At 71.9% G+C, this 18,059-nt stretch carries 16 protein-coding genes; 6 read left to right on the forward strand and 10 right to left on the reverse strand.

The window, feature by feature from the left end:
• Window positions 1–64: 64 nt before the first annotated feature.
• The 3 genes from ABZW32_RS12890 (at window position 65) to ABZW32_RS12900 (ending at window position 4,030) form a co-directional block, all read left to right on the forward strand.
• Window positions 65–634 (forward strand): nucleotidyltransferase family protein, encoded by a 570-nt coding sequence (locus ABZW32_RS12890; protein ID WP_356214796.1) that lies wholly within the window; start codon window positions 65–67, stop codon window positions 632–634.
• A 272-nt stretch (window positions 635–906) separates the two neighbouring features.
• The gene (gene aceB, locus ABZW32_RS12895) at window positions 907–2,526 is read left to right on the forward strand and encodes a malate synthase A (protein ID WP_356214798.1); all 1,620 of its coding nucleotides are present in this window, start codon (window positions 907–909) and stop codon (window positions 2,524–2,526) included.
• Window positions 2,527–2,728: 202 nt separating this feature from the next.
• Window positions 2,729–4,030 (forward strand): GDSL-type esterase/lipase family protein, encoded by a 1,302-nt coding sequence (locus ABZW32_RS12900; protein ID WP_356214800.1) that lies wholly within the window; start codon window positions 2,729–2,731, stop codon window positions 4,028–4,030.
• A 77-nt stretch (window positions 4,031–4,107) separates the two neighbouring features.
• On the opposite strand, the gene ABZW32_RS12905 is transcribed toward ABZW32_RS12900, so the two are convergent.
• Both ABZW32_RS12905 and ABZW32_RS12910 read right to left on the reverse strand, forming a co-directional pair.
• Complete coding sequence (locus ABZW32_RS12905) at window positions 4,108–5,187, reverse strand: saccharopine dehydrogenase (protein WP_356214802.1); 1,080 nt, start codon at window positions 5,185–5,187, stop codon at window positions 4,108–4,110.
• Between the two features lie 216 nt (window positions 5,188–5,403).
• Window positions 5,404–7,416 carry a hypothetical protein gene (locus tag ABZW32_RS12910; RefSeq protein ID WP_356214804.1) on the reverse strand — a complete coding sequence of 671 codons (2,013 nt, stop codon included), beginning with the start codon at window positions 7,414–7,416 and terminating at the stop codon, window positions 5,404–5,406.
• Between the two features lie 128 nt (window positions 7,417–7,544).
• Here ABZW32_RS12910 and ABZW32_RS12915 point away from each other — a divergent pair, with 128 nt between their 5' ends.
• Window positions 7,545–8,627, forward strand: a complete 1,083-nt coding sequence (locus ABZW32_RS12915) for an Lrp/AsnC family transcriptional regulator (RefSeq protein ID WP_356214806.1) — start codon at window positions 7,545–7,547, stop codon at window positions 8,625–8,627.
• Between the two features lie 25 nt (window positions 8,628–8,652).
• On the opposite strand, the gene ABZW32_RS12920 is transcribed toward ABZW32_RS12915, so the two are convergent.
• The gene (locus ABZW32_RS12920; RefSeq protein ID WP_356214808.1) at window positions 8,653–9,282 is read right to left on the reverse strand and encodes a TetR/AcrR family transcriptional regulator; all 630 of its coding nucleotides are present in this window, start codon (window positions 9,280–9,282) and stop codon (window positions 8,653–8,655) included.
• A gap of 47 nt (window positions 9,283–9,329) precedes the next feature.
• Between ABZW32_RS12920 and ABZW32_RS12925 the strand changes: the two genes are divergently transcribed.
• A complete protein-coding gene (locus tag ABZW32_RS12925) occupies window positions 9,330–10,946 on the forward strand; it encodes an FAD-dependent oxidoreductase (RefSeq protein WP_356214810.1) in 1,617 nt (538 codons plus the stop codon).
• Between the two features lie 102 nt (window positions 10,947–11,048).
• On the opposite strand, the gene ABZW32_RS12930 is transcribed toward ABZW32_RS12925, so the two are convergent.
• The 7 genes from ABZW32_RS12930 to ABZW32_RS12960 all read right to left on the reverse strand — a co-directional run bounded on the left by ABZW32_RS12930 (window position 11,049) and on the right by ABZW32_RS12960 (window position 17,033).
• Entirely contained in the window at window positions 11,049–12,440 is a 1,392-nt protein-coding gene (locus ABZW32_RS12930; protein WP_356214812.1) for a nucleobase:cation symporter-2 family protein, read from the reverse strand.
• A 350-nt stretch (window positions 12,441–12,790) separates the two neighbouring features.
• Complete coding sequence (locus ABZW32_RS12935; protein ID WP_356214814.1) at window positions 12,791–14,194, reverse strand: 8-oxoguanine deaminase; 1,404 nt, start codon at window positions 14,192–14,194, stop codon at window positions 12,791–12,793.
• Window positions 14,195–14,383: 189 nt separating this feature from the next.
• Window positions 14,384–15,307 (reverse strand): factor-independent urate hydroxylase, encoded by a 924-nt coding sequence (gene pucL, locus ABZW32_RS12940; RefSeq protein ID WP_356214816.1) that lies wholly within the window; start codon window positions 15,305–15,307, stop codon window positions 14,384–14,386.
• Window positions 15,308–15,309: 2 nt separating this feature from the next.
• Window positions 15,310–15,714 carry a hydroxyisourate hydrolase gene (gene uraH, locus ABZW32_RS12945; protein WP_285542184.1) on the reverse strand — a complete coding sequence of 135 codons (405 nt, stop codon included), beginning with the start codon at window positions 15,712–15,714 and terminating at the stop codon, window positions 15,310–15,312.
• Window positions 15,715–15,716: 2 nt separating this feature from the next.
• A complete protein-coding gene (gene uraD / locus ABZW32_RS12950; RefSeq protein WP_356214818.1) occupies window positions 15,717–16,235 on the reverse strand; it encodes a 2-oxo-4-hydroxy-4-carboxy-5-ureidoimidazoline decarboxylase in 519 nt (172 codons plus the stop codon).
• A gap of 154 nt (window positions 16,236–16,389) precedes the next feature.
• The gene (locus ABZW32_RS12955) at window positions 16,390–16,785 is read right to left on the reverse strand and encodes a helix-turn-helix domain-containing protein (protein WP_356214820.1); all 396 of its coding nucleotides are present in this window, start codon (window positions 16,783–16,785) and stop codon (window positions 16,390–16,392) included.
• Entirely contained in the window at window positions 16,782–17,033 is a 252-nt protein-coding gene (locus ABZW32_RS12960) for a thiamine-binding protein (protein ID WP_266843592.1), read from the reverse strand. The genes ABZW32_RS12955 and ABZW32_RS12960 overlap by 4 nt, the downstream gene beginning before the upstream one ends.
• 126 nt (window positions 17,034–17,159) lie before the next feature.
• Between ABZW32_RS12960 and ABZW32_RS12965 the strand changes: the two genes are divergently transcribed.
• A complete protein-coding gene (locus ABZW32_RS12965; protein WP_280916738.1) occupies window positions 17,160–17,993 on the forward strand; it encodes a TIM barrel protein in 834 nt (277 codons plus the stop codon).
• Window positions 17,994–18,059: the final 66 nt, after the last annotated feature.

Genomic DNA, 18,059 nt, shown 5'->3' on the forward strand with positions numbered 1-18,059 from the left:
GTGTCCGGCCGGCACCGCTTGCAGGCCCGGTACCCGGCCTGCTGGCAGGCCGCGGCGCTGGGCAGTGCTCCTGGCCGCCGGCGGCGGCCGCCGGCTCGGGGGGCGGCCGAAGGCCCTGCTCCCCTACCGTGGCCGGCCGCTGGTCGAGAACGCCGTGCGCGTGCTGCGCGAGGCGGGCTGCGATCCGGTGCACGTGGTACTGGGCGCCTCGGCCGGCGAGGTCCGGGAGCGGGCCGACCTGAGCGGCTGCGTGGTGGTGGACAACCCGGACTGGGCCGAGGGCATGGGCTCCTCCCTGCGGGTCGGCCTCGCGTCCCTGGCCGGGACGGGGGCCGGCGCGGCCCTGGTCTCGCTGGTGGACCAGCCGGGCATCGGAGCGGATGCGGTGGCCCGGGTACGGGAGGCGTACCGCTCCCCGGCGAGCCTGGTGGCCGCCTCGTACGACGGGGAGCGCGGCCATCCCGTGCTGTTCGGGTCGGACCGCTGGGCGGACATCGCGGCGACGGCGACCGGGGACCGGGGCGCGCGGGTCCATCTGAGGGAGCACGCGGACGAGGTCGTGCTGGTGGAGTGCGGGGACGTCGCCGCCCCTTTCGACATCGACACCCCGCCCGACCTGGCACGTCTCGCTTGAGGAACGCTCGTGCGTCACTTGAGCGGGCTGTGACCGTTATGGCACTGAGGGCCACGGGTGATCGGAATCTGTCGACTCGGAGAATCTCGACATCAACAAACCATTGAACTTCCACCATGAGGAAATTACTATCCACTGGTCAGAAGCGCCCTGAACCACAGACGGCGCCCGCGACCGTTATCCGGAACTCTCCACACCCGACGACACTGCGTGCCGTCTTGCGCGAGCATTCCCCGCGGCCGCCAGGCACCGCCGCTGAAGGAGTGACAGATATGTCCGCACCAGCGCCGTCCCCGCTGGCCATCGTCGACGCCGAGCCCCTGCCCCGGCAGGACGAAGTCCTCACCGAAGCGGCCCTCGCCTTCGTGGCCGAGCTCCACCGGCGGTTCGCCCCCCGCCGCGCCGAGCTCCTCGCCCGACGCGGCGAGCGGCGCGCCGAGATCGCCCGGACCTCCACCCTCGACTTCCTCCCGGACACTGCACAGGTCCGCGAGGGAGCCTGGAAGGTCGCGCCGGCCCCGGCCGCGCTGAACGACCGCCGCGTGGAGATCACCGGTCCGACGGACCGCAAGATGACCATCAACGCCCTCAACTCGGGCGCCAAGGTCTGGCTCGCCGACTTCGAGGACGCCTCGGCTCCCACCTGGGAGAACGTCGTCCTCGGCCAGCTCAACCTCATCGACGCCTACGAGCGCCGCATCGACTTCACCGACCCGCGCACGGGCAAGGCGTACGCCCTGAAGCCCGCCGACCAGCTCGCCACCGTCGTCATGCGGCCGCGCGGCTGGCACCTGGAGGAGCGCCACCTCAGCTTCGAGGGCGGCCCCGCCTCGGGCTCCCTCGTGGACTTCGGCCTCTACTTCTTCCACAACGCCAAGCGCCTGATCGACCTCGGCAAGGGCCCGTACTTCTACCTGCCGAAGACGGAGTCGCACCTGGAGGCGCGCCTCTGGAACGAGATCTTCGTCTTCGCCCAGGACTACGTCGGCATCCCGCAGGGCACCGTCCGCGCGACCGTCCTCATCGAGACCATCACCGCGGCCTACGAGATGGAAGAGATCCTCTTCGAGCTCAAGGACCACGCGGCGGGCCTCAACGCGGGCCGCTGGGACTACCTGTTCTCGATCGTGAAGAACTTCCGCGACGGCGGCGAGAAGTTCGTCCTGCCGGACCGCAACGCGGTCACCATGACGGCCCCCTTCATGCGCGCCTACACCGAGCTGCTCGTCCGCACCTGCCACAAGCGCGGCGCGCACGCCATCGGCGGCATGGCGGCCTTCATCCCGTCCCGCAAGGACGCCGAGGTCAACAAGGTCGCGTTCGAGAAGGTCAAGGCCGACAAGGACCGCGAGGCGAACGACGGCTTCGACGGCTCCTGGGTCGCCCACCCCGACCTGGTCCCGATCGCGATGGCCTCCTTCGACGCGGTCCTCGGCGACAAGCCGAACCAGAAGGACCGCCTGCGCGAGGACGTCTCGGTGGCCCCGGGCGAGCTGATCGCGATCGATTCCCTCGACGCGAAGCCCACCTACGACGGCCTGGTCAACGCCGTCCAGGTCGGCACCCGTTACATCGAGGCGTGGCTGCGCGGCCTCGGCGCCGTCGGCATCTTCGGCCTCATGGAGGACGCCGCCACCGCCGAGATCTCCCGTTCGCAGATCTGGCAGTGGATCAACGCCGGAGTCGTGTTCGAGAACGGCAAGACGGCCACCGCCGAGCTGACCCGCGAGATCGCCGCCGAGGAACTGGACAGGATCCGCGCCGAGGTCGGCGAGGAGGCCTTCGCGTCCGGAAAGTGGCAGCAGGCCCACGACCTCCTCCTGCAGGTCTCCCTGGACGCCGACTACGCGGACTTCCTCACCCTCCCCGCGTACGACCAGCTGATCGGCTGACCCGGGCCCTCGGCTGACACGCACAGCAGCCGAACACCGGCTTCCGCCCCCGCCGCCGCCCTGGCGACGGGGGCGGAGCCATGTCGTGGACCGGTCGCGGGCCGGTCGCGACCCGGTCGCGGGCCGACCGAATGGTCGGCCGTTACTTCATCGTAACCTTGCTGTACCTAGCGGTAACAAGCGGGGGCGTGTCACCTTTCCGATGCCACCGGCGCCGGCGGTACCCCCACTTTCCAAGCCACGCAACGGAGTTGCCGCCCAGCGTTTCCTCGGCGGCTCCGGCGTGGCCGACCGCAGGAGTTCCGCAGTGATCGGATTCCGCAAGGCCGGCAAGGACAGGGCCGCCGCCCGCAGTCGCGTGCGACGACTGGCCGGCGCCGCGATGGCCGTACCGCTCGCCGCCGGCGCGCTGCTGGCCGCCGGGGCCGGGACGTCGGCCGCCAGCCCGGGGACCGGGCCCACCGCCGTGGTGTCCATGGGCGACAGCTACATCTCCGGCGAGGCCGGACGCTGGAAGGGCAACAGCCTGACCAACAGCGGGAGCAGGAACGGCACCGACCGGGCGTGGGTCAGCGGCAGTTCCTACGACCCCGCCAAGGTGTACGGCGCGACCGCCATGGGGTGCGACCGTTCGGACTCGGCCGAGGTGCTCAGCGCGGGCGCCGTCGCCGACGTGGCCGTCAACCTCGCCTGCTCCGGGGCCACTTCGCAGAACGTGTTCCGGGCCTCCAACGGGGGCGTGGCCTTCAAGGGCGAGGCCCCGCAGGCCGACCAGCTCGCGGCCGTGGCCGCGGCCAAGAACGTGAAGGTCATCGCCCTGTCCATCGGCGGCAACGACCTCGGCTTCGCCGACATCATCAAGGACTGCGCGCTCGACTTCGTCCTGTGGAACTCGTACTGCTACGACGACCAGCAGGCGGTCGTCGACCAGAAGATCGACGGGGTGATGGCGGGCATCGGCAAGTCCGTCGACGAGATCCGCGCCGTGATGCGCGGGGCCGGCTACGGGGACTCCTCGTACCGGATCGTGCTGCAGTCCTACCCGTCACCGATCCCCCGGGGCGCGGAGAACCGGTACACCCAGAGCGACTGGAGCCGCCTCAACACCGGCGGCTGTCCCTTCTGGAACCGTGACTCGGACTGGGCGCGCGACTCGCTCGTGCCGCAGCTCGCGAACCGCATCAAGGGGGTCGCGACGGCCAAGGGCGTCCAGTTCCTCGACCTGCGCGACATGCTCCAGGGGCGCGAGGTGTGCGCGAAGTCCAGCAAGCTGGTCAGCTCCACCGTCCCGGCCTCGGCGAAGACGAGCGAGTGGGCGCGCTGGATCGACAACAACGAGACCCAGGGACCGATCCAGGAATCCATGCACCCGAACTACTACGGCCAGCTGGCCGTCGGGCGCTGCCTGGCCCTGGCGGTGGCCCAGCCCGCGAACTCCGGTTCCAGCTGCAAGAACACCGCCGGGGGCGACCACACCGGGATGTACCTGACGCCGGCCCCGTGAGGCGGGCGGGGCGGGCTGTCGTCCTCAGGGGCGTGACGGCCCGTCCCGCACGTGCGGGCGCTCGCGTGCGCGTCGGTCTACGCCGCGCGCCGCGGACCGCTCGGGAGGGCGGCCAGGGCCGTGGCGAAGGCCGCGCGGCAGCGGAGCCAGTCCGGGTCCGGGGACGGCGCGTGCAGCGCGAGGAGCTTGGGCAGGAGGTCCGCCGAGAAGGCGCGGGCCGCCTCCGCCGGCAGCAACGAGGGCAGGTTGTCGATGGCGATGACGTCCAGCGCCGGGGTGCCGCCGCGCAACCGGCGGGCGGGGGCCGCCCAGTCGGTGAGGCGGTCGTAGACGGGGAGCAGGTGCAGCGGGGATCCGGTGTCACAGGTGATGTCGGCGATCACCGAGAGCCGGCGGGTCCCGGCGGAGGCCTCGAGGTCGGCCGGGGTGAGGAAGGGCGGCACCGGGCGGGTGGTGAGGACCGCGTGGACCAGGATGTCGTGGCCGAGCAGCACGGCCCGGTCCATGTCGCGGGTCGCGGCACGGTCCCAGAGCGTGGGCCGGATCCCGGCGGTGGCCAGGGCGTCGCAGGCCCCGCGTCCGCTGCGGCCGGCCGCGCCGGTCACCAGGGCCCGTAACGGCCGGCCCTCGCGGGCCCGGCGCAGCCGCGCGTCGAGTTCGGCGCGGGGCAGCGGGGCCAGCGGGGCGGTGAGCCGGCCGCGCGCGTGCAGTGCGGCGAGGGCGGCGCCCGCGTACCCGGCCCAGTAGCCGAAGGCGGCCAGCCTGCGGCCCTGCGCGTCGGCGAGGTACTCCAGGTCCAGCAGGGTGCCGCCGCCGGCCGCGAAGCGCCTCAGCAGCTCGGGGCCCTGCGCCTGCCCCTTGTAGGCGTGCCCGAAGTACACGTGCCGGTGGTGCAGCCGCTCGGGTGTGGGCGGGAGTTCCTTGAGCCCGAGGACGTACGCCGACCGGGGCGCGGACCCCGCCCAGGAACCGGCCGGGGCGGTGGCGCAGCCGGCGGCCGCGTAGGCGTCGAGCGGGAAGACCCGGTGACCGGACTCCTCCACGGTGATCCGTACGCCCTGCCGGACGAGCCGCGCGGCGTCCTCGGGGGTCAGCGGTGCGCGGCGTTCGGTGGGTCGGGTCTCGCTGCGCATCCAGAGCTGGGGGAGCTGCGACATGGCTGTACCACCTGTCCGTTCGGCGGGGTGGGTGGGCTCATGCGATGTCTTTCCGCGCCGTATACGGCGTACGCGGGATCGGCGCGGCAACTCCGGGCCCGGGAGCCCCCGGGACCCCGTCCGTCGACACCCGGCCCAGGGCCCTCGGGGGGTCGGCCCGGACCCGGTCGGCGGACCGGTCGGCTCCCCGTCCGGCGGCCCGTCCGGCAGGTGGGGTCAGAGCTCCGGGAGGAGGTCCCGCAGCGGGGTCCTGGCACCCTCCGCGAGCGCCGCCCGGAAGGCCTGGGGGTCCATCCGGGCCCGCAGGACCCGCTCCGCCCGCGGGAGGCAGGCGCTGGCGGGGCGGATGCGGGCGACCGCGCCGAGCAGTCGCGCGGACTCCTCGTAGCAGCCCGCGTCGGCCTCCAGTTCGGCGAGCAACTCCGCCGTGAGCGCCTGCCCGAGGCCGTCGCCGAGGAGCAGCTGGATCTCCAGGGCGCGCAGCAGTTCGGCGCGGGCCAGGGCCGGGCGGCCCTCGCGGCGCTGGACCATGGCATGGGCGTAGCCGGTCCAGGAGCGGGCCCACAGGTCCACCGGCCCGTCCGGCGGACCGTCCTCGACGGGGACGGACGCCGGGTCGGTGTGCGCGAGCGCCATCGTCAGGGCCGCCCGCAGCGCCTCCGGACCCGGCCCGAACTCCGGGTCCGGGGGCAGCAGTTCGAGCGCCTCGCGGAATTCGGCGGCGGCCTCCCAGGGCCGGTCCCGCCAGAGCGCGACGAGCCCCCGCAGGTGCGCCAGGTAGGCCACGCAGGCGTCCTCGCCCTCCTGCACGGCCGCGCTCCAGGCCTCCACCAGCAACGGATCGGCGGCCTCCGCCTCCCCGGAACTCGCCACCAGCCAGGCGGCCAGCCACAGCGCCCGGGCGGGCCGGGGCGCCGGGTGCAGGGCCAGGGCCCGTTCCAGGTGCCGCCTCCCCTCCTCGACCAGCCCGCAGGGCGACCACAGGAACCACAGCGCCACGGCGATCTCCAGGGCGCCCCCGGGGCCGGCCGCGGCGCGCGGGTTCATCGCGGCGCGCAGCTCGGGCAGTTCCGCGACGGCCAGTGCGCGCGCCTCCCGCTGCTCCCCCGACCGCCACAGCCGGGCGGCCCGCTCGGCGGTGGCCCGGTACCGCTCGCGGTGACGGCGTGCCGCGGTCGCCCCGTCGCCGTCCGGGGCGAGGGCGAGCCGCCTGGCGGCGAGGGCGCGTACGGACAGCGGCAGCCGGTGGCGGCCCGGGCGGCCGGTTTCCTCCAGCAGGGCGGGGGTGATCCGCTCCAGTGCCTCGGCGGCCCGCCGCGGGGCGAGCGAGCCGAAGCCGCACACCTCGACGACGGCTTCCCGGTCGAAGGAGCCCGCGAAGACCGAGAGCCGGTCCCACAGCAGCCGTTCGTCGGGCGGGGCGAGGCTGCAGGTGCGCAGGGCGTCCGCCCCGCCGGCCCGGCCGGCGCCGCCCGAGAGGAAGTCCAGCGGGTCGGCGGTGAGCCGGCGCAGCGCCTCGGCGGGGGCGTACCGGTGGGCGCGCCCGGCGGCGAGTTCCAGCGCGCCGGGGATCCCGTCGAGGGCCCGGCACAGGGCGGCGACGGCTCCGGCGTTGCGTTCGGTGAGCTCGAAGAGGGGGTCGGCCCCGCGCGCCCGTTCCTCGTAGAGGCGTACGGCCTCGTACCCGGCGACCTCGGCCACGGGCCGCCGGGCGGGATCGGGCGCGGCGTCCGGTGCGGGCGGCACGGGTGCGGGCGGCAGGGGTGCGGGCGGCGGCGGTACGGCCAGCGGCGGTACGGCGAGCAGTGCCTCCCCGGCCGGCCCGACGGCGCGCTGCGAGGTCGCCAGGATCCGCAGCCGGGGCAGCCGTACCAGCAGGGCGGACACCAGCGGACCGGCCTGCGCGCCGAGTTGTTCGCAGCCGTCGAGCACGAGCAGGGCCTCGCGGCCGTCGAGCCGCCGGACCAGCTCCGCCTCCAACGCCCCGCTGCCGCCGGCGGGCACGCCGGCCATGTCGGCCCAGACCACGTCGGCGCCCCGGTCGCGGCCCAGGGTGCGGACGGTCCGCACGGCCAGCCGGGTCTTGCCGATGCCGGCCGGTCCTGTGAGGGTGACGAGTCGTGCCGTGGCGAGCAGGGCCGCCGTACGGCTCAGCTCGCCCTCCCGGCCGATGAGACTGGACAGTTCGGCCGGCACCGACTGGCGCACGCTCGTGCCGGGCTCCCCCACACGTCCTCCCGCTGTCGTCGCCAAGGTGCGCACTGCTGCCCGATTCAACAGTTCAGCACACAAAGAGAGATCATCAGCCGAGCGTCCGGTCGACCGGACGGTGACCGGGAGAACCACCAGGGGAAGGCATGAACTCCGCCGTTTCCGCCATCGACGACACCGACCGGGCGCTGGTCCACGCGCTCCAGCTGGCACCCCGTGCCAGCTGGGAGCGGCTGGCACCGGTGCTCGGCGCCCGGCCGGACACCCTCGCGCGCCGCTGGGACCGGATGACCGCCGCCGGGGAGGCCTGGATCACGGGCCTGGGGCTGCGGACCGGCAGCCGGGCGCCCTGCATGGCGTGGGTGGAGGTGACCTGCGCGCCGGGCGCCTCCCCCGCGGTCGGCACCTCCCTGGTGGAGGACCCCCACACCATGGGGGTGGAGCACAGCACGGGCGGCCGGGACCTGCTGCTCTTCGTCGCCGTGCCCGACCTGCACACGCTGTACCGCTACCTGCAGTTCCGCGTGCAGCGGATCCCCGGGGTGAGCGGCACCCGCTCCTCGATGGTCACGGCGGTGCACACCGCCCCCGACCGCTGGCGCCTGGACCAGCTGACGCCGGCCCAGGCCGACCGGCTGACGGGGCGCACCCGCCGCGCGGCCGCACCGGTCTCCGCCTCGGCGCCGGGGCCGGCGGCCCTGCTGGTGGAGGACCGGACCCTGATGCTGGCGCTGGCCTCGGACGCGCGCCGCAGCGTGGCCTCGCTGGCCCGTGAGTCGGGGATGAGCGAGTCGACGGTACGGCGCCGGCTGGGGCGGCTGGAAGCGCGGCAGGGCCTGCGCTACAGCTGCGCGATGGCCTCGGGACTGTCCGGCTGGCCGGTGTCGGCGACGCTGTGGGCGGAGGTGCCGGAGCACGAGGTCGCCGACTGCGCGGCGGTGGCCTCGGGACTGCGCGAGACCCGGACCTGCATGTCCGTCAGCGGCCCCTGGAACTTCATGATCAGCGCCCGGCTGCGCACCGTCGAGGAGCTGTCCCGCTACACCGCCGACCTGTCGCGGCGGCTGCCGGGACTGCGCATCACCGACACGGCGGTGGCGCTGTGCGTGCGCAAGTCGGAGGCGCAGGAACTGGACCAGGCGGGCCGGCGGGTACGGACCGTACTGCCGGACATCTGGCGCGACCCGGTGCCGGCCCCCCGGCCGGCACCCGGCCGGGGCTCCACATAGGCCGGAGCTCCCCGTAGGCCGGGTCTCAGGCGCCCGGGGACAGGGCCCGTTCCACCGCGTCGAAGGCGGCGTCGACCCGTGCGCGGTGGTCCTCGGCGATGTCGGCCGCGCGTTCTCCGGCGAGCAGCCGCCGGGCCGTGGTGACGTAGACGGTCCGGTACGCGGCCACGGTCAGGGCCGCGGTCAGCCGCGCCCCGGGGCCGCCGATCGCTTCGGCCAGCGCATCCTCCAGCTCCTCGACGCCCTCGCGCGCCCGCGCCCGCAGCGCCGGCGAGCCGAGGACGATCCGCCAGAAGTGCGGGAAGGTGTCGCCGACGCCCGCCAGCGGGTGGCGCTGGTCGAGGAGCCGCAGCAGCAACTCCCGCAGGCCGGCCAGCGGGGGCGTGCCGTCGGGGCGGTCGCGCACGGCGGCCGAGAACAGCTCGACGGCTTCGGGGATCCGGTCGAGGAAGAGGTCCTCCTTGCGCGGGAAGTGGTTGAACACCGTCATCGTCGAGACCTCCGCGGCCTTGGCGACCTCGGCCACGGTCACCTGGTCGAAGCCGCGCTCCCCGAACAGCGCCGTCGCCACGTCGGAGATCCGCTGGCGGGTCTCGCGCTTCTTGCGTTCGCGCAGCGAGCCCGTCGCCGCGTCCGTGTCCTTCTCCGGTTCCATGGGAATCACTATAGCGACTACAAAGTTTTAGTGACTATAGTCAGCGCATGGAATCGGACTTCGACACAGACACAGGCGCGGACACGGACACGGACGTGGTGGTGGCGGGCGGCGGCCCCGTCGGGCTCATGCTGGCCTGCGAACTCCGGCTCGGCGGGGCCCGCGTGGTCCTCGTGGAGCGCCGTACCGACGTGGACCCGACCATCAAGGCGGGGTCGATCAACACCCCCACCGCAGAGGCCTTCCACCGGCGCGGGATGCTGCCCGCGCTCGCCGAGGTGCAGCAGCGCGCCCTCGAACAGTTCCGGAACTTCATGCGCGACCGGCCGGGGGGCCCGCCGGCCGGAGGGGCCCCGCGCACCCCGCCCAGGTTCGCCGCGCACTTCGGCGGCATCATGCTGGACGGCGCCCACCTGGACGAGTCCGACCCGGACTTCGCTCACGCCGGACCGGCTTCCGAGGTGGGCCTCGTACCGCAGCAGGACATCGAGCGGCTGCTCGCCGAACGCGCCGCGCGGCTCGGCGTCGAGCTGCTCCACGGCGTGGAACTGACGGGCTTCGACGCCGGGGACGAGGGGGTCGAGGTCCGCACGGCCCCGGCGGGCGGCGGGCCGGACCGCACCATACGGGCGGGCTGGCTGGTCGGCTGCGACGGCGGCCGCAGCACGGTACGCAAGCTCGCGGGCTTCGCCTTCCCCGGAACGGATCCCTCGATCACCGGTCACCAGGCCGTCGTCACCATGACCGGGGCCGAGGCCCTGAAGACCGGCTGGAACCACACCGACACCGGGACGTACGTCCACGGGCCCGTCCCGGGCCGCGTGCTCACGGTCGAGTTCGACGGACCGCCCGCCGACCGCGAGGCACCCGTCACCGCCGGGGAACTGCAGAAGAGCCTGCGGCACGTCACCGGCTCGGCCGACGTCACCGTCACCGAGGTGCACACCGCCACCCGCTTCACCGACAACGCCCGCCAGGCGTCGGACTACCGCTCGGGCCGCGTCCTGCTCGCGGGTGACGCGGCGCACGTCCACTCGCCGTTCGGCGGCCAGGGGCTGAACCTCGGCATCGGGGACGCGGTGAACCTGGGCTGGAAGCTCGCCGCGGTGGTCCGGGGCGGGGCTCCCGAAGGGCTCCTGGACTCGTACACCGCCGAACGGCACCCGATCGGGGCCTGGGTGCTCCGGTGGACGAGGGCGCAGATCGCCCTGATGCGGCCGGAGCCCGCGTCCCGGGCCCTGCGCGACGTGGTCGGCGAGCTGACGGCGACCACGACCGGCACGACCTACTTCGTCAAGAAGATCTCCGGGGTGTGGCAGCGCTACGACCTGCCCGGCGCCCACCCGCTGGTGGGTCGCAGCGCCCCCGATCTCGAACTGGCCGACGGTCGCCGGCTCGCGGACCTGATGCACGACGGGCGGGCCCTGCTCCTGGTCCTCGCGGACGACGCGGGCGTCTCGGCGGTGGCCGACGGGTACGGGGACCGGGTGCGGGTGGTCACCGCCGCCGGCCCCGCCGGACCGGCGCCGACCGCGCTGCTCGTGCGCCCCGACGGGTGCACCGCCTGGGCGGTGGACGCCGACGGCGACCGGGCACCGGCACTGCGGGAGCTCGCCGGGGCCCTGACCCGGTGGTTCGGATCCCCCGTGCCCGCCGGAGCCTGACCGCGCGCCCGTGAGGGAGCCGACGCGAACGGCGGCGCGTACGCCACACCCGCAGTGGGTGGCGTACGCGCCGCCGTTCGTCCGTGTTCCGCGTCCGGAGGGTCAGTGCACGAAGGCCGGCTCCGCGGAGGCCTCCGCCGCGGCGTCCTTCTTGGCGCCGAGGTGGTTGAAGGCCAGGTTGAGGACGATCGCGACCACGCAGCCGGTGCTGATGCCGGAGTCGAGGACGACGAGCAGGTCCTTGGGGAAGTGGTGGTAGAAGCCGGGGGCGGCGATCGGGATCAGGCCGATGCCGACCGAGGCGGCGACGATCAGGGCGTTCTCGCCCTTCTCCATGGCCGCGCCCGCCAGGGTCTGGATCCCGCTGGCCGCGACCGAGCCGAAGAGCACGATGCCGGCGCCGCCGAGGACGGGCAGCGGGACGACCCCGATGACGGAGGCGGCCATCGGACACAGGCCCAGCAGGATCAGGATGCCGCCGCCGGCTGCGACCACGAACCGGCTGCGCACCTTGGTCATCGCGACGAGGCCGATGTTCTGGGCGAAGGCGCTGCACATGAAGCCGTTGAACAGCGGGCTGAGGGCACTGCCGAGGGTGTCGGCGCGCAGGCCGCCCTCGATGGTCTTCGCGTCCGCCGGACGGCCGACGATCTTGCCGAGGGCGAGGATGTCCGCGGTCGACTCGGTCATGCAGACGAGCATGACGATGCACATCGAGATGATCGCCGCCACCTGGAACTGCGGGGCCCCGAAGTGGAAGGGGGTGGGGAAGCCGATGACGTCGGCGTTCTTGACGGCGTCGAAACTGGTCATGCCCAGCGGCAGTGCGATCAGGGTGCCCGCGACGAGGCCGAGCAGGATGGAGATCTGCTGGAGGAAGCCGCGCAGGAACTTGCGCATCACCAGGACGATCGCCAGCGTGAGGGCGGCCATGCCGATGTTCTTCATCGAGCCGTAGTCGGTCGCCGTGCGGTTGCCTCCCTGGGACCAGTTGAACGCCACGGGGAGCAGCGAGACGCCGATCAGGGTGATGACGGTGCCGGTCACCACGGGCGGGAAGAAGCGGACGAGCTTGCCGAAGTAGGGGGCGGCGAGGAAGCCGACCAGTCCGGCGACGATGATCGCGCCGAAGATCACGGGGATGGCGTCGGCGCCCTCGCCCTTGCCTATCGCGATCATCGGGGTCACTCCGGCGAAGGAGACACCGTTGACGAAGGGGAGTTTGGCGCCGATCTTCCAGAACCCGAGGGTCTGGAGGAGGGTGGCGAGGCCTGCGGTGAAGAGCGAGGCGCCCATCAGGAAGGCGGTCTCGGTGGCGGAGAGTCCGACCGCGGGACCGACGATCATGGGCGGGGCCACGACGCCCGCGTACATGGCGGCCACGTGCTGGAGCCCGCTCGTGAACATCTTCAGCGGAGGCAAGGTCTCGTCGACCGGGTGCTTCTCCTCCGGTACTGCGACTGCATCTTTGCGAAACCTGGGCGTTGCGGCCACGGCTTCCTCCGTACGGTTGTGCACGCCGGCAGGGACGTGAGTGTCATGGAGGTGGGTGCGAAAGCGTTGCTGTCGAGCCTGTATGCAGTTGTGGGTGGTGCGATTTCTTGCCCCAAGGGGTGCGGAAACGATTCGCCCAAAAAGGTTCCGCGCATCGAGCCGGTATCGCCGTGGCAGTGGACCGGAACAGGGCAGCACGGTGCTGCGGTGCTGGTGTTGTCACGCGTCACCGCCCCCGGGAGCGCCTTCGGATCTCTCCTCGGGCGCTTCCCGGGAACGGCTGCCGCGGACCCCGCTCGGGTCCGCGACCGCCGGCCGGGGGCCGTCCCCCCCGACCGGACTCCGTGGGATCAGGCCTGCGCGGAGATCCGCGCGAGGCGCTGCGCCTCTTCCCGCGTGGACACGGCGATCGCGTCCTCGTCGGCGAAGAGCAGTCGGTTGTCCTCCACGATCTGCCTGCCGTTGACGAACGAGGCCGTCACCGGAGCCGCCGCGCCGAAGACCAGGGCGGTGACCGGGTCGGCGATGGAGGAGTGCAGGAAGGTGTTCAGGTTCCACAGGACCAGGTCGGCGAGCTTGCCGACCTCCAGCGAGCCGATGTTGTCCGCGCGGCCGAGGACCTGCGCGCCACCGTAGGTGCCCAGGCGCAGGGCCTGGCGCGCATTGAGGGCGCGCTCGCGGTGGACCGGGTTCAGACGGTTGATCAGCAGCGCGTTGCGCAGCTCGGTGTGCAGCTCACCGGACTCGTTGGAGGCGGTGCCGTCCACTCCGAGGCCCACCGGTACGCCGGCGGCCAGCATGTCCGGGACGCGGGCGATGCCGGCGGCCAGACGGGCGTTGGAGGACGGGCAGTGCGCGACACCGGTCTTGGTACGGGCGAACGCGGCGATGTCGGAGTCGTTCATGTGGACGCTGTGCGCCATCCACACGTCCTCGCCGAGCCAGCCGGTCGACTCGAAGTAGTCGGTGGGGCCCATGCCGAACAGTTCCTTGCAGAACTGCTCTTCCTCGACGGTCTCCGAGCCGTGGGTGTGCAGGCGCACACCGAGGCGGCGGGCCAGCTCGGCGCCCTGCTTCAGCAGCTCGGTGGAGACCGAGAAGGGGGAGCAGGGGGCGACGGCGACCTGGGTCATCGAGTCGAAGGAGGCGTCGTGGTACTTCCTGACGGTCGCCTCGGTGTCGGCGAGCGCGCCTTCGAGGGTCTCGACGGCGTGGTCCGGCGGCAGGCCGCCGTCCTTCTCGCTGCGGTCCATCGAGCCGCGGGCGAGGGTGAAGCGGACACCCATCTCGGACGCGGCGCGGATGATCGAGCCGGACAGGTCGCTGGAGCCCTTGGGGAAGACGTAGTGGTGGTCCATCGCGGTGGTCACACCGCCCTTGGCCATCGCGGCGAGGGAGCCCTGCGCGGCCGTGTACGTCATCTGCTCGTCGATGCGCGCCCAGGTCGGGTACAGCGAGACGAGCCAGTTGAAGAGGTTGTGGTCGGTGGCCAGACCACGCGTGATCCACTGGTAGAAGTGGTGGTGCGTGTTGACCAGACCGGGGGTCACGAGGTGTCCGGTGCCGTCGATGCGACGGACGACGTTGTCGAGGTTCTCGGGGGCCTTGCCCGCGCCGATGAACTCGATCTTGTTGCCTGCGACCACCACGTGGCCCGAGGCGTATTCGGTGTCGTTCGCGTCGACCGTAGCGATCGCACAGTTTTCGATGACGATGCGCCGGGCGGCGCTGTCCTGGGCTGCCGATGCTGCCATGGGACTTCCTCGTGCTTTCAGTGGCGGTGCGGGCACGGCAAAACCCAGGGGATTTGAGTGCCGGAGCCGGGGGCCTTGACAGCTGACAGTACTGCCGCCCCGAGTGGTGCGTCCGGGTGCCGATTCACGAAGCAGAACGTGTCGCCCGCCCCGGGGCCACTGCGGAGCCCCGGGACCGGCGTGCCGTGATCAGAGGTTGGTCATGTCCACGGGGATACGGGCGTCAACGCCGTCGCGGAGGACCGTCGCCTCGATCAGACCGTACGGACGGTCCGCGGCGAAGTACACCTCGTTGTCGTTCTTGAGGCCGAACGGCTCGAGGTCGACGAGGAAGTGGTGCTTGTTCGGGAGCGAGAAGCGGACCTCGTCGATCTCCGAACGGTGGTTGATGATGCGCGAACCCATCTGGTACAGGGTCTGCTGCAGCGACAGGGAGTAGGTCTCCGCGAAGGCCTGGAGCATGTGCTTCTTGGTCTCGGCGTAGGACTTCTCCCAGTTGGGCATCCGCTGCTCGTCGTCGGTCCAGTTGAAGCGCCAGCGGCCCGACACCTGGGTGGCCAGGATGCGGTCGTACGCCTCCTGCAGGGTCGTGTACTTGTCCTTCACGTAACCCCAGAACTCCGAGTTGGTGGAGTTCATGACGATCAGGTCCTTGAGGCCGGAGATGACCTCCCAGTTCTGGCCGTCGTACGTGATCTGGGTGACGCGGGTCTCCATGCCCTTGCGGACGAAGGAGTGGTTCACCTCGTCGGAGCCGATGAACTTGGAGTTGGCGTCCGAGGTGGCGATCCGGTCCCAGGCGTACTCCTCGATCCGGATCCGCGCGCGCTTGATCGGCTCCTGGCTGTTGACGAACCAACGCGCCAGGTGGATGCCGAACTGCTCGGCGGACTCGATGCCGTACTCCTTGGCGAACGCGTACACCGTGTTCTTGGTGGTGTCCGTCGGCAGGCAGTTGGCGTTGGAGCCGTTGTAGTGGACGTCGTCCATGTCGCCGGAGAGGGCGACCGAGACGTTCAGGTCCTTGATGTGGTGGGTGTCGCCGTCCCGCGTGATCTTGACGACGCGGTTCTCTGCCTTGCCGTACTGGTTCTGGCCCAGAATCGTGGCCATGACTAGCTCCCTCGGTAAACGGAGTAGCCGAACGGGTTGAGCAGCAGCGGTACGTGGTAGTGCTCGCCCGGGTTCACCGCGAAGGTGATGGTTACCTCGGGGAAGAACGCACCGCTGTCCCTTACGCGGGGGGCGTCCTGCTGCGCCTCGGCTTGCTTCTTTTCGCTGTGCTTATTCAAGAAGTACGTCTCGGTCTCGAAATCGAGACGCACGTGTGTGGTGCCCTCCGGCAGCGCCGGCAGGTCCTTGCAACGCCCGTCGGCGTCGGTGGCGCTGCCGCCCAGGGCCGCCCACTCGCCGTCCAGGCCCGTGCGGGCCGACAGGGAGATGGCGACGCCCTCGGCGGGCTTGCCGATGCTGGTGTCCAGGATGTGCGTGGACACCGACGCGGTGGTCGCGGTGCTCATGCTCACTCTCCTTCTTCTGCGAGTTCGGCGAGACGGGTCAGACGGATCCGGTTGATCTTGACGAGCTCGCCGCGGGCGATTTCGCGCTCCCGCTCCGGCGAGTTGTCGATCCGGACCTTGACCGCGTCCCGCATGAACTCACCGGTCGCACCGGTGGCGCAGATGAGGAAGACGTGGCCGAACTTGTCCTGGTAGGCCAGGTTCAGTTCGAGGAGCTCGTTCTTGAGCTCCTCCGAGGCACCGGCCATGCCACGCTGCTCGCGGGCGGAGGTCGGGTCCCCCGGCTTCGGCCGGCCGATCGGCGCGTGGCCTCCCATCGCCTCGCCCAGGTCCTCGGCGGTGAGCTCCGCCATGGCGGACTCGTTGGCCGAGAAAAGGGCTTCGGCGCCGGCGAAGGGGCGCTGGGCGAGCATCTTGCTCCCCCAAGCCGAGCTGGCGCACACCTCGTGCAGCTCGGCCGCGGCCGCGCTGTCGTCCAAGGCGTTGAACCGGGTGAGACCCGGGGTCGGACTCGAAGTCACGGTAGGCCTCCGTGGCCTGTTGTTGCTTTGACGGGCTGCGCATAGCTAACGCCCTCGACAACACGGCGTCAACACTTTGTTGAAACTTCCCGTACACAAAAGCCGCCGCCCGGGTGAATTGGGCGGCGGCTGGTCACCGCGGGTGAATCTACCTTCACTCCTGGCTGCTTTTGGTCCCCTTCGGGGCGCCGGCGTCCCTGTTCAAGTAGTTGTAGACCGTGAAGCGGCTCACGCCCAGGGCTCCCGCGACCGTCTCCACGCCGTGCCGCACGGAGAAGGCGCCCCGCGCCTCCAGTATCCGCACCACGTCCTGCTTGGACTTCCGGTCGAGCTGCGCCAACGGTACGCCGTGCCGCCGCTCCAGGGCCGCCAGGATGTGGTCCAGCGAGTCGGAGAGCTGGGGCAGGCGCACCGCGAGCAGCTCCCGGCCCTCCCACGACAGCACGACGTCGTCGGGCTGCGCCAGCGCGGGATCCATCAGCTCGCCCCCCATCGCGTCCACCAGCGGCTTGACCGCGGCGACGAAGGGGTGGTCGCGGGGCTCGGTCACGGGGTGTCCTCCCCGATCACGTTGACCTGGAGCGAGACGCGCGTCGCCCCGGCCTCCAGGGAACCGCGCAGCAGCGCGGCCACCGCGGTCAGCACCCGGTCGGACTCGCCCTCGGCCGTGTTGCCGAACGGGCCGACGTCCACCGCGTCCAGCTGGGCCTTCTGGATGACCTCGCGGGCGGCCACGGCGTGGGCGGGGGCCTCTTCGAGGTCGAAGGGCTCGGTCGTGAACTCCACTCTCAATCGCACGCAGGTCAACCTACTGCGCGGTCGGGATTTTTCGGGAGTCCGCACTTGACATCCGCGCCGGGACCCATGCAGTCTTCCATCAAGCAGAAAATAACTTCCGCAATACGGAAGGAGCGCACACCCCTCATGGGATACACGGACCAGCGCTTCGATGTGAACCTGTCGATCCTCTTCACGGAACTCCCGCTCCTGGAGCGCCCCGCGGCCGCCGCCGCGGCGGGCTTCACGGCGGTCGAGCTGTGGTGGCCCTGGATCGAGACCCCCACCCCCGCCCAGGAAGAGCTGGACGCCCTCAAGAAGGCTCTTGAGGACGCCGGCACTCAGCTGGTGGGCCTGAACTTCTACGCCGGCCAGCTGCCGGGCCCGGACCGCGGCGCGGTCTCGGTACCCGGTGAGGAGTCGGACCGCTTCAACGCCAACATCAACGTGGCGGCGGACTTCGCCGCCTCGGTCGGCTGCAAGGCGCTCAACGCCCTCTACGGCAACCGGGTCGACGGCGTCGACCCGGCCGTGCAGGACGAGCTGGCCCTGAAGAACCTGGTCGTCGCGGCGCAGGCCGCGGACCGCGTGGGTGCGATCCTCCTGATCGAGACCCTCAACAAGCCCGAGTCGCCGCTCTACCCCCTGGTGAGCGCCCCGGCCGGCATCGAGGTGGTGGACAAGGTCAACGAGGCCACCGGCCTCGGGAACGCCAAGTTCCTGCTCGACCTGTACCACCTGGCGATGAACGATGAGGACCTCTCCGAGGTCATCGAAAAGTACGCCGCCAAGACCGGCCACGTCCAGATCGCGGACAAGCCGGGACGCGGTGCCCCCGGCACCGGCGAGCTGCCCCTCGAGGCGCTCCTGGACCAGCTGAAGAAGGCCGGATACGAGGGCTACGTAGGCCTGGAGTACAAGGCCGCCGACGCCGCCGCGTCCTTCGCCTGGCTCCCCGCCGAGGCCCGCGCCGCCCGCTAGGCGGACCAAGTCCGGGCGATCAGCCGGGCACCCCACGCACTTTTCGTACGAAGCATCAAGAGAAGG

The sequence above is a fragment of the Streptomyces sp. NPDC004667 genome (assembly GCF_040609475.1).
GTDB lineage: Bacteria > Actinomycetota > Actinomycetes > Streptomycetales > Streptomycetaceae > Streptomyces.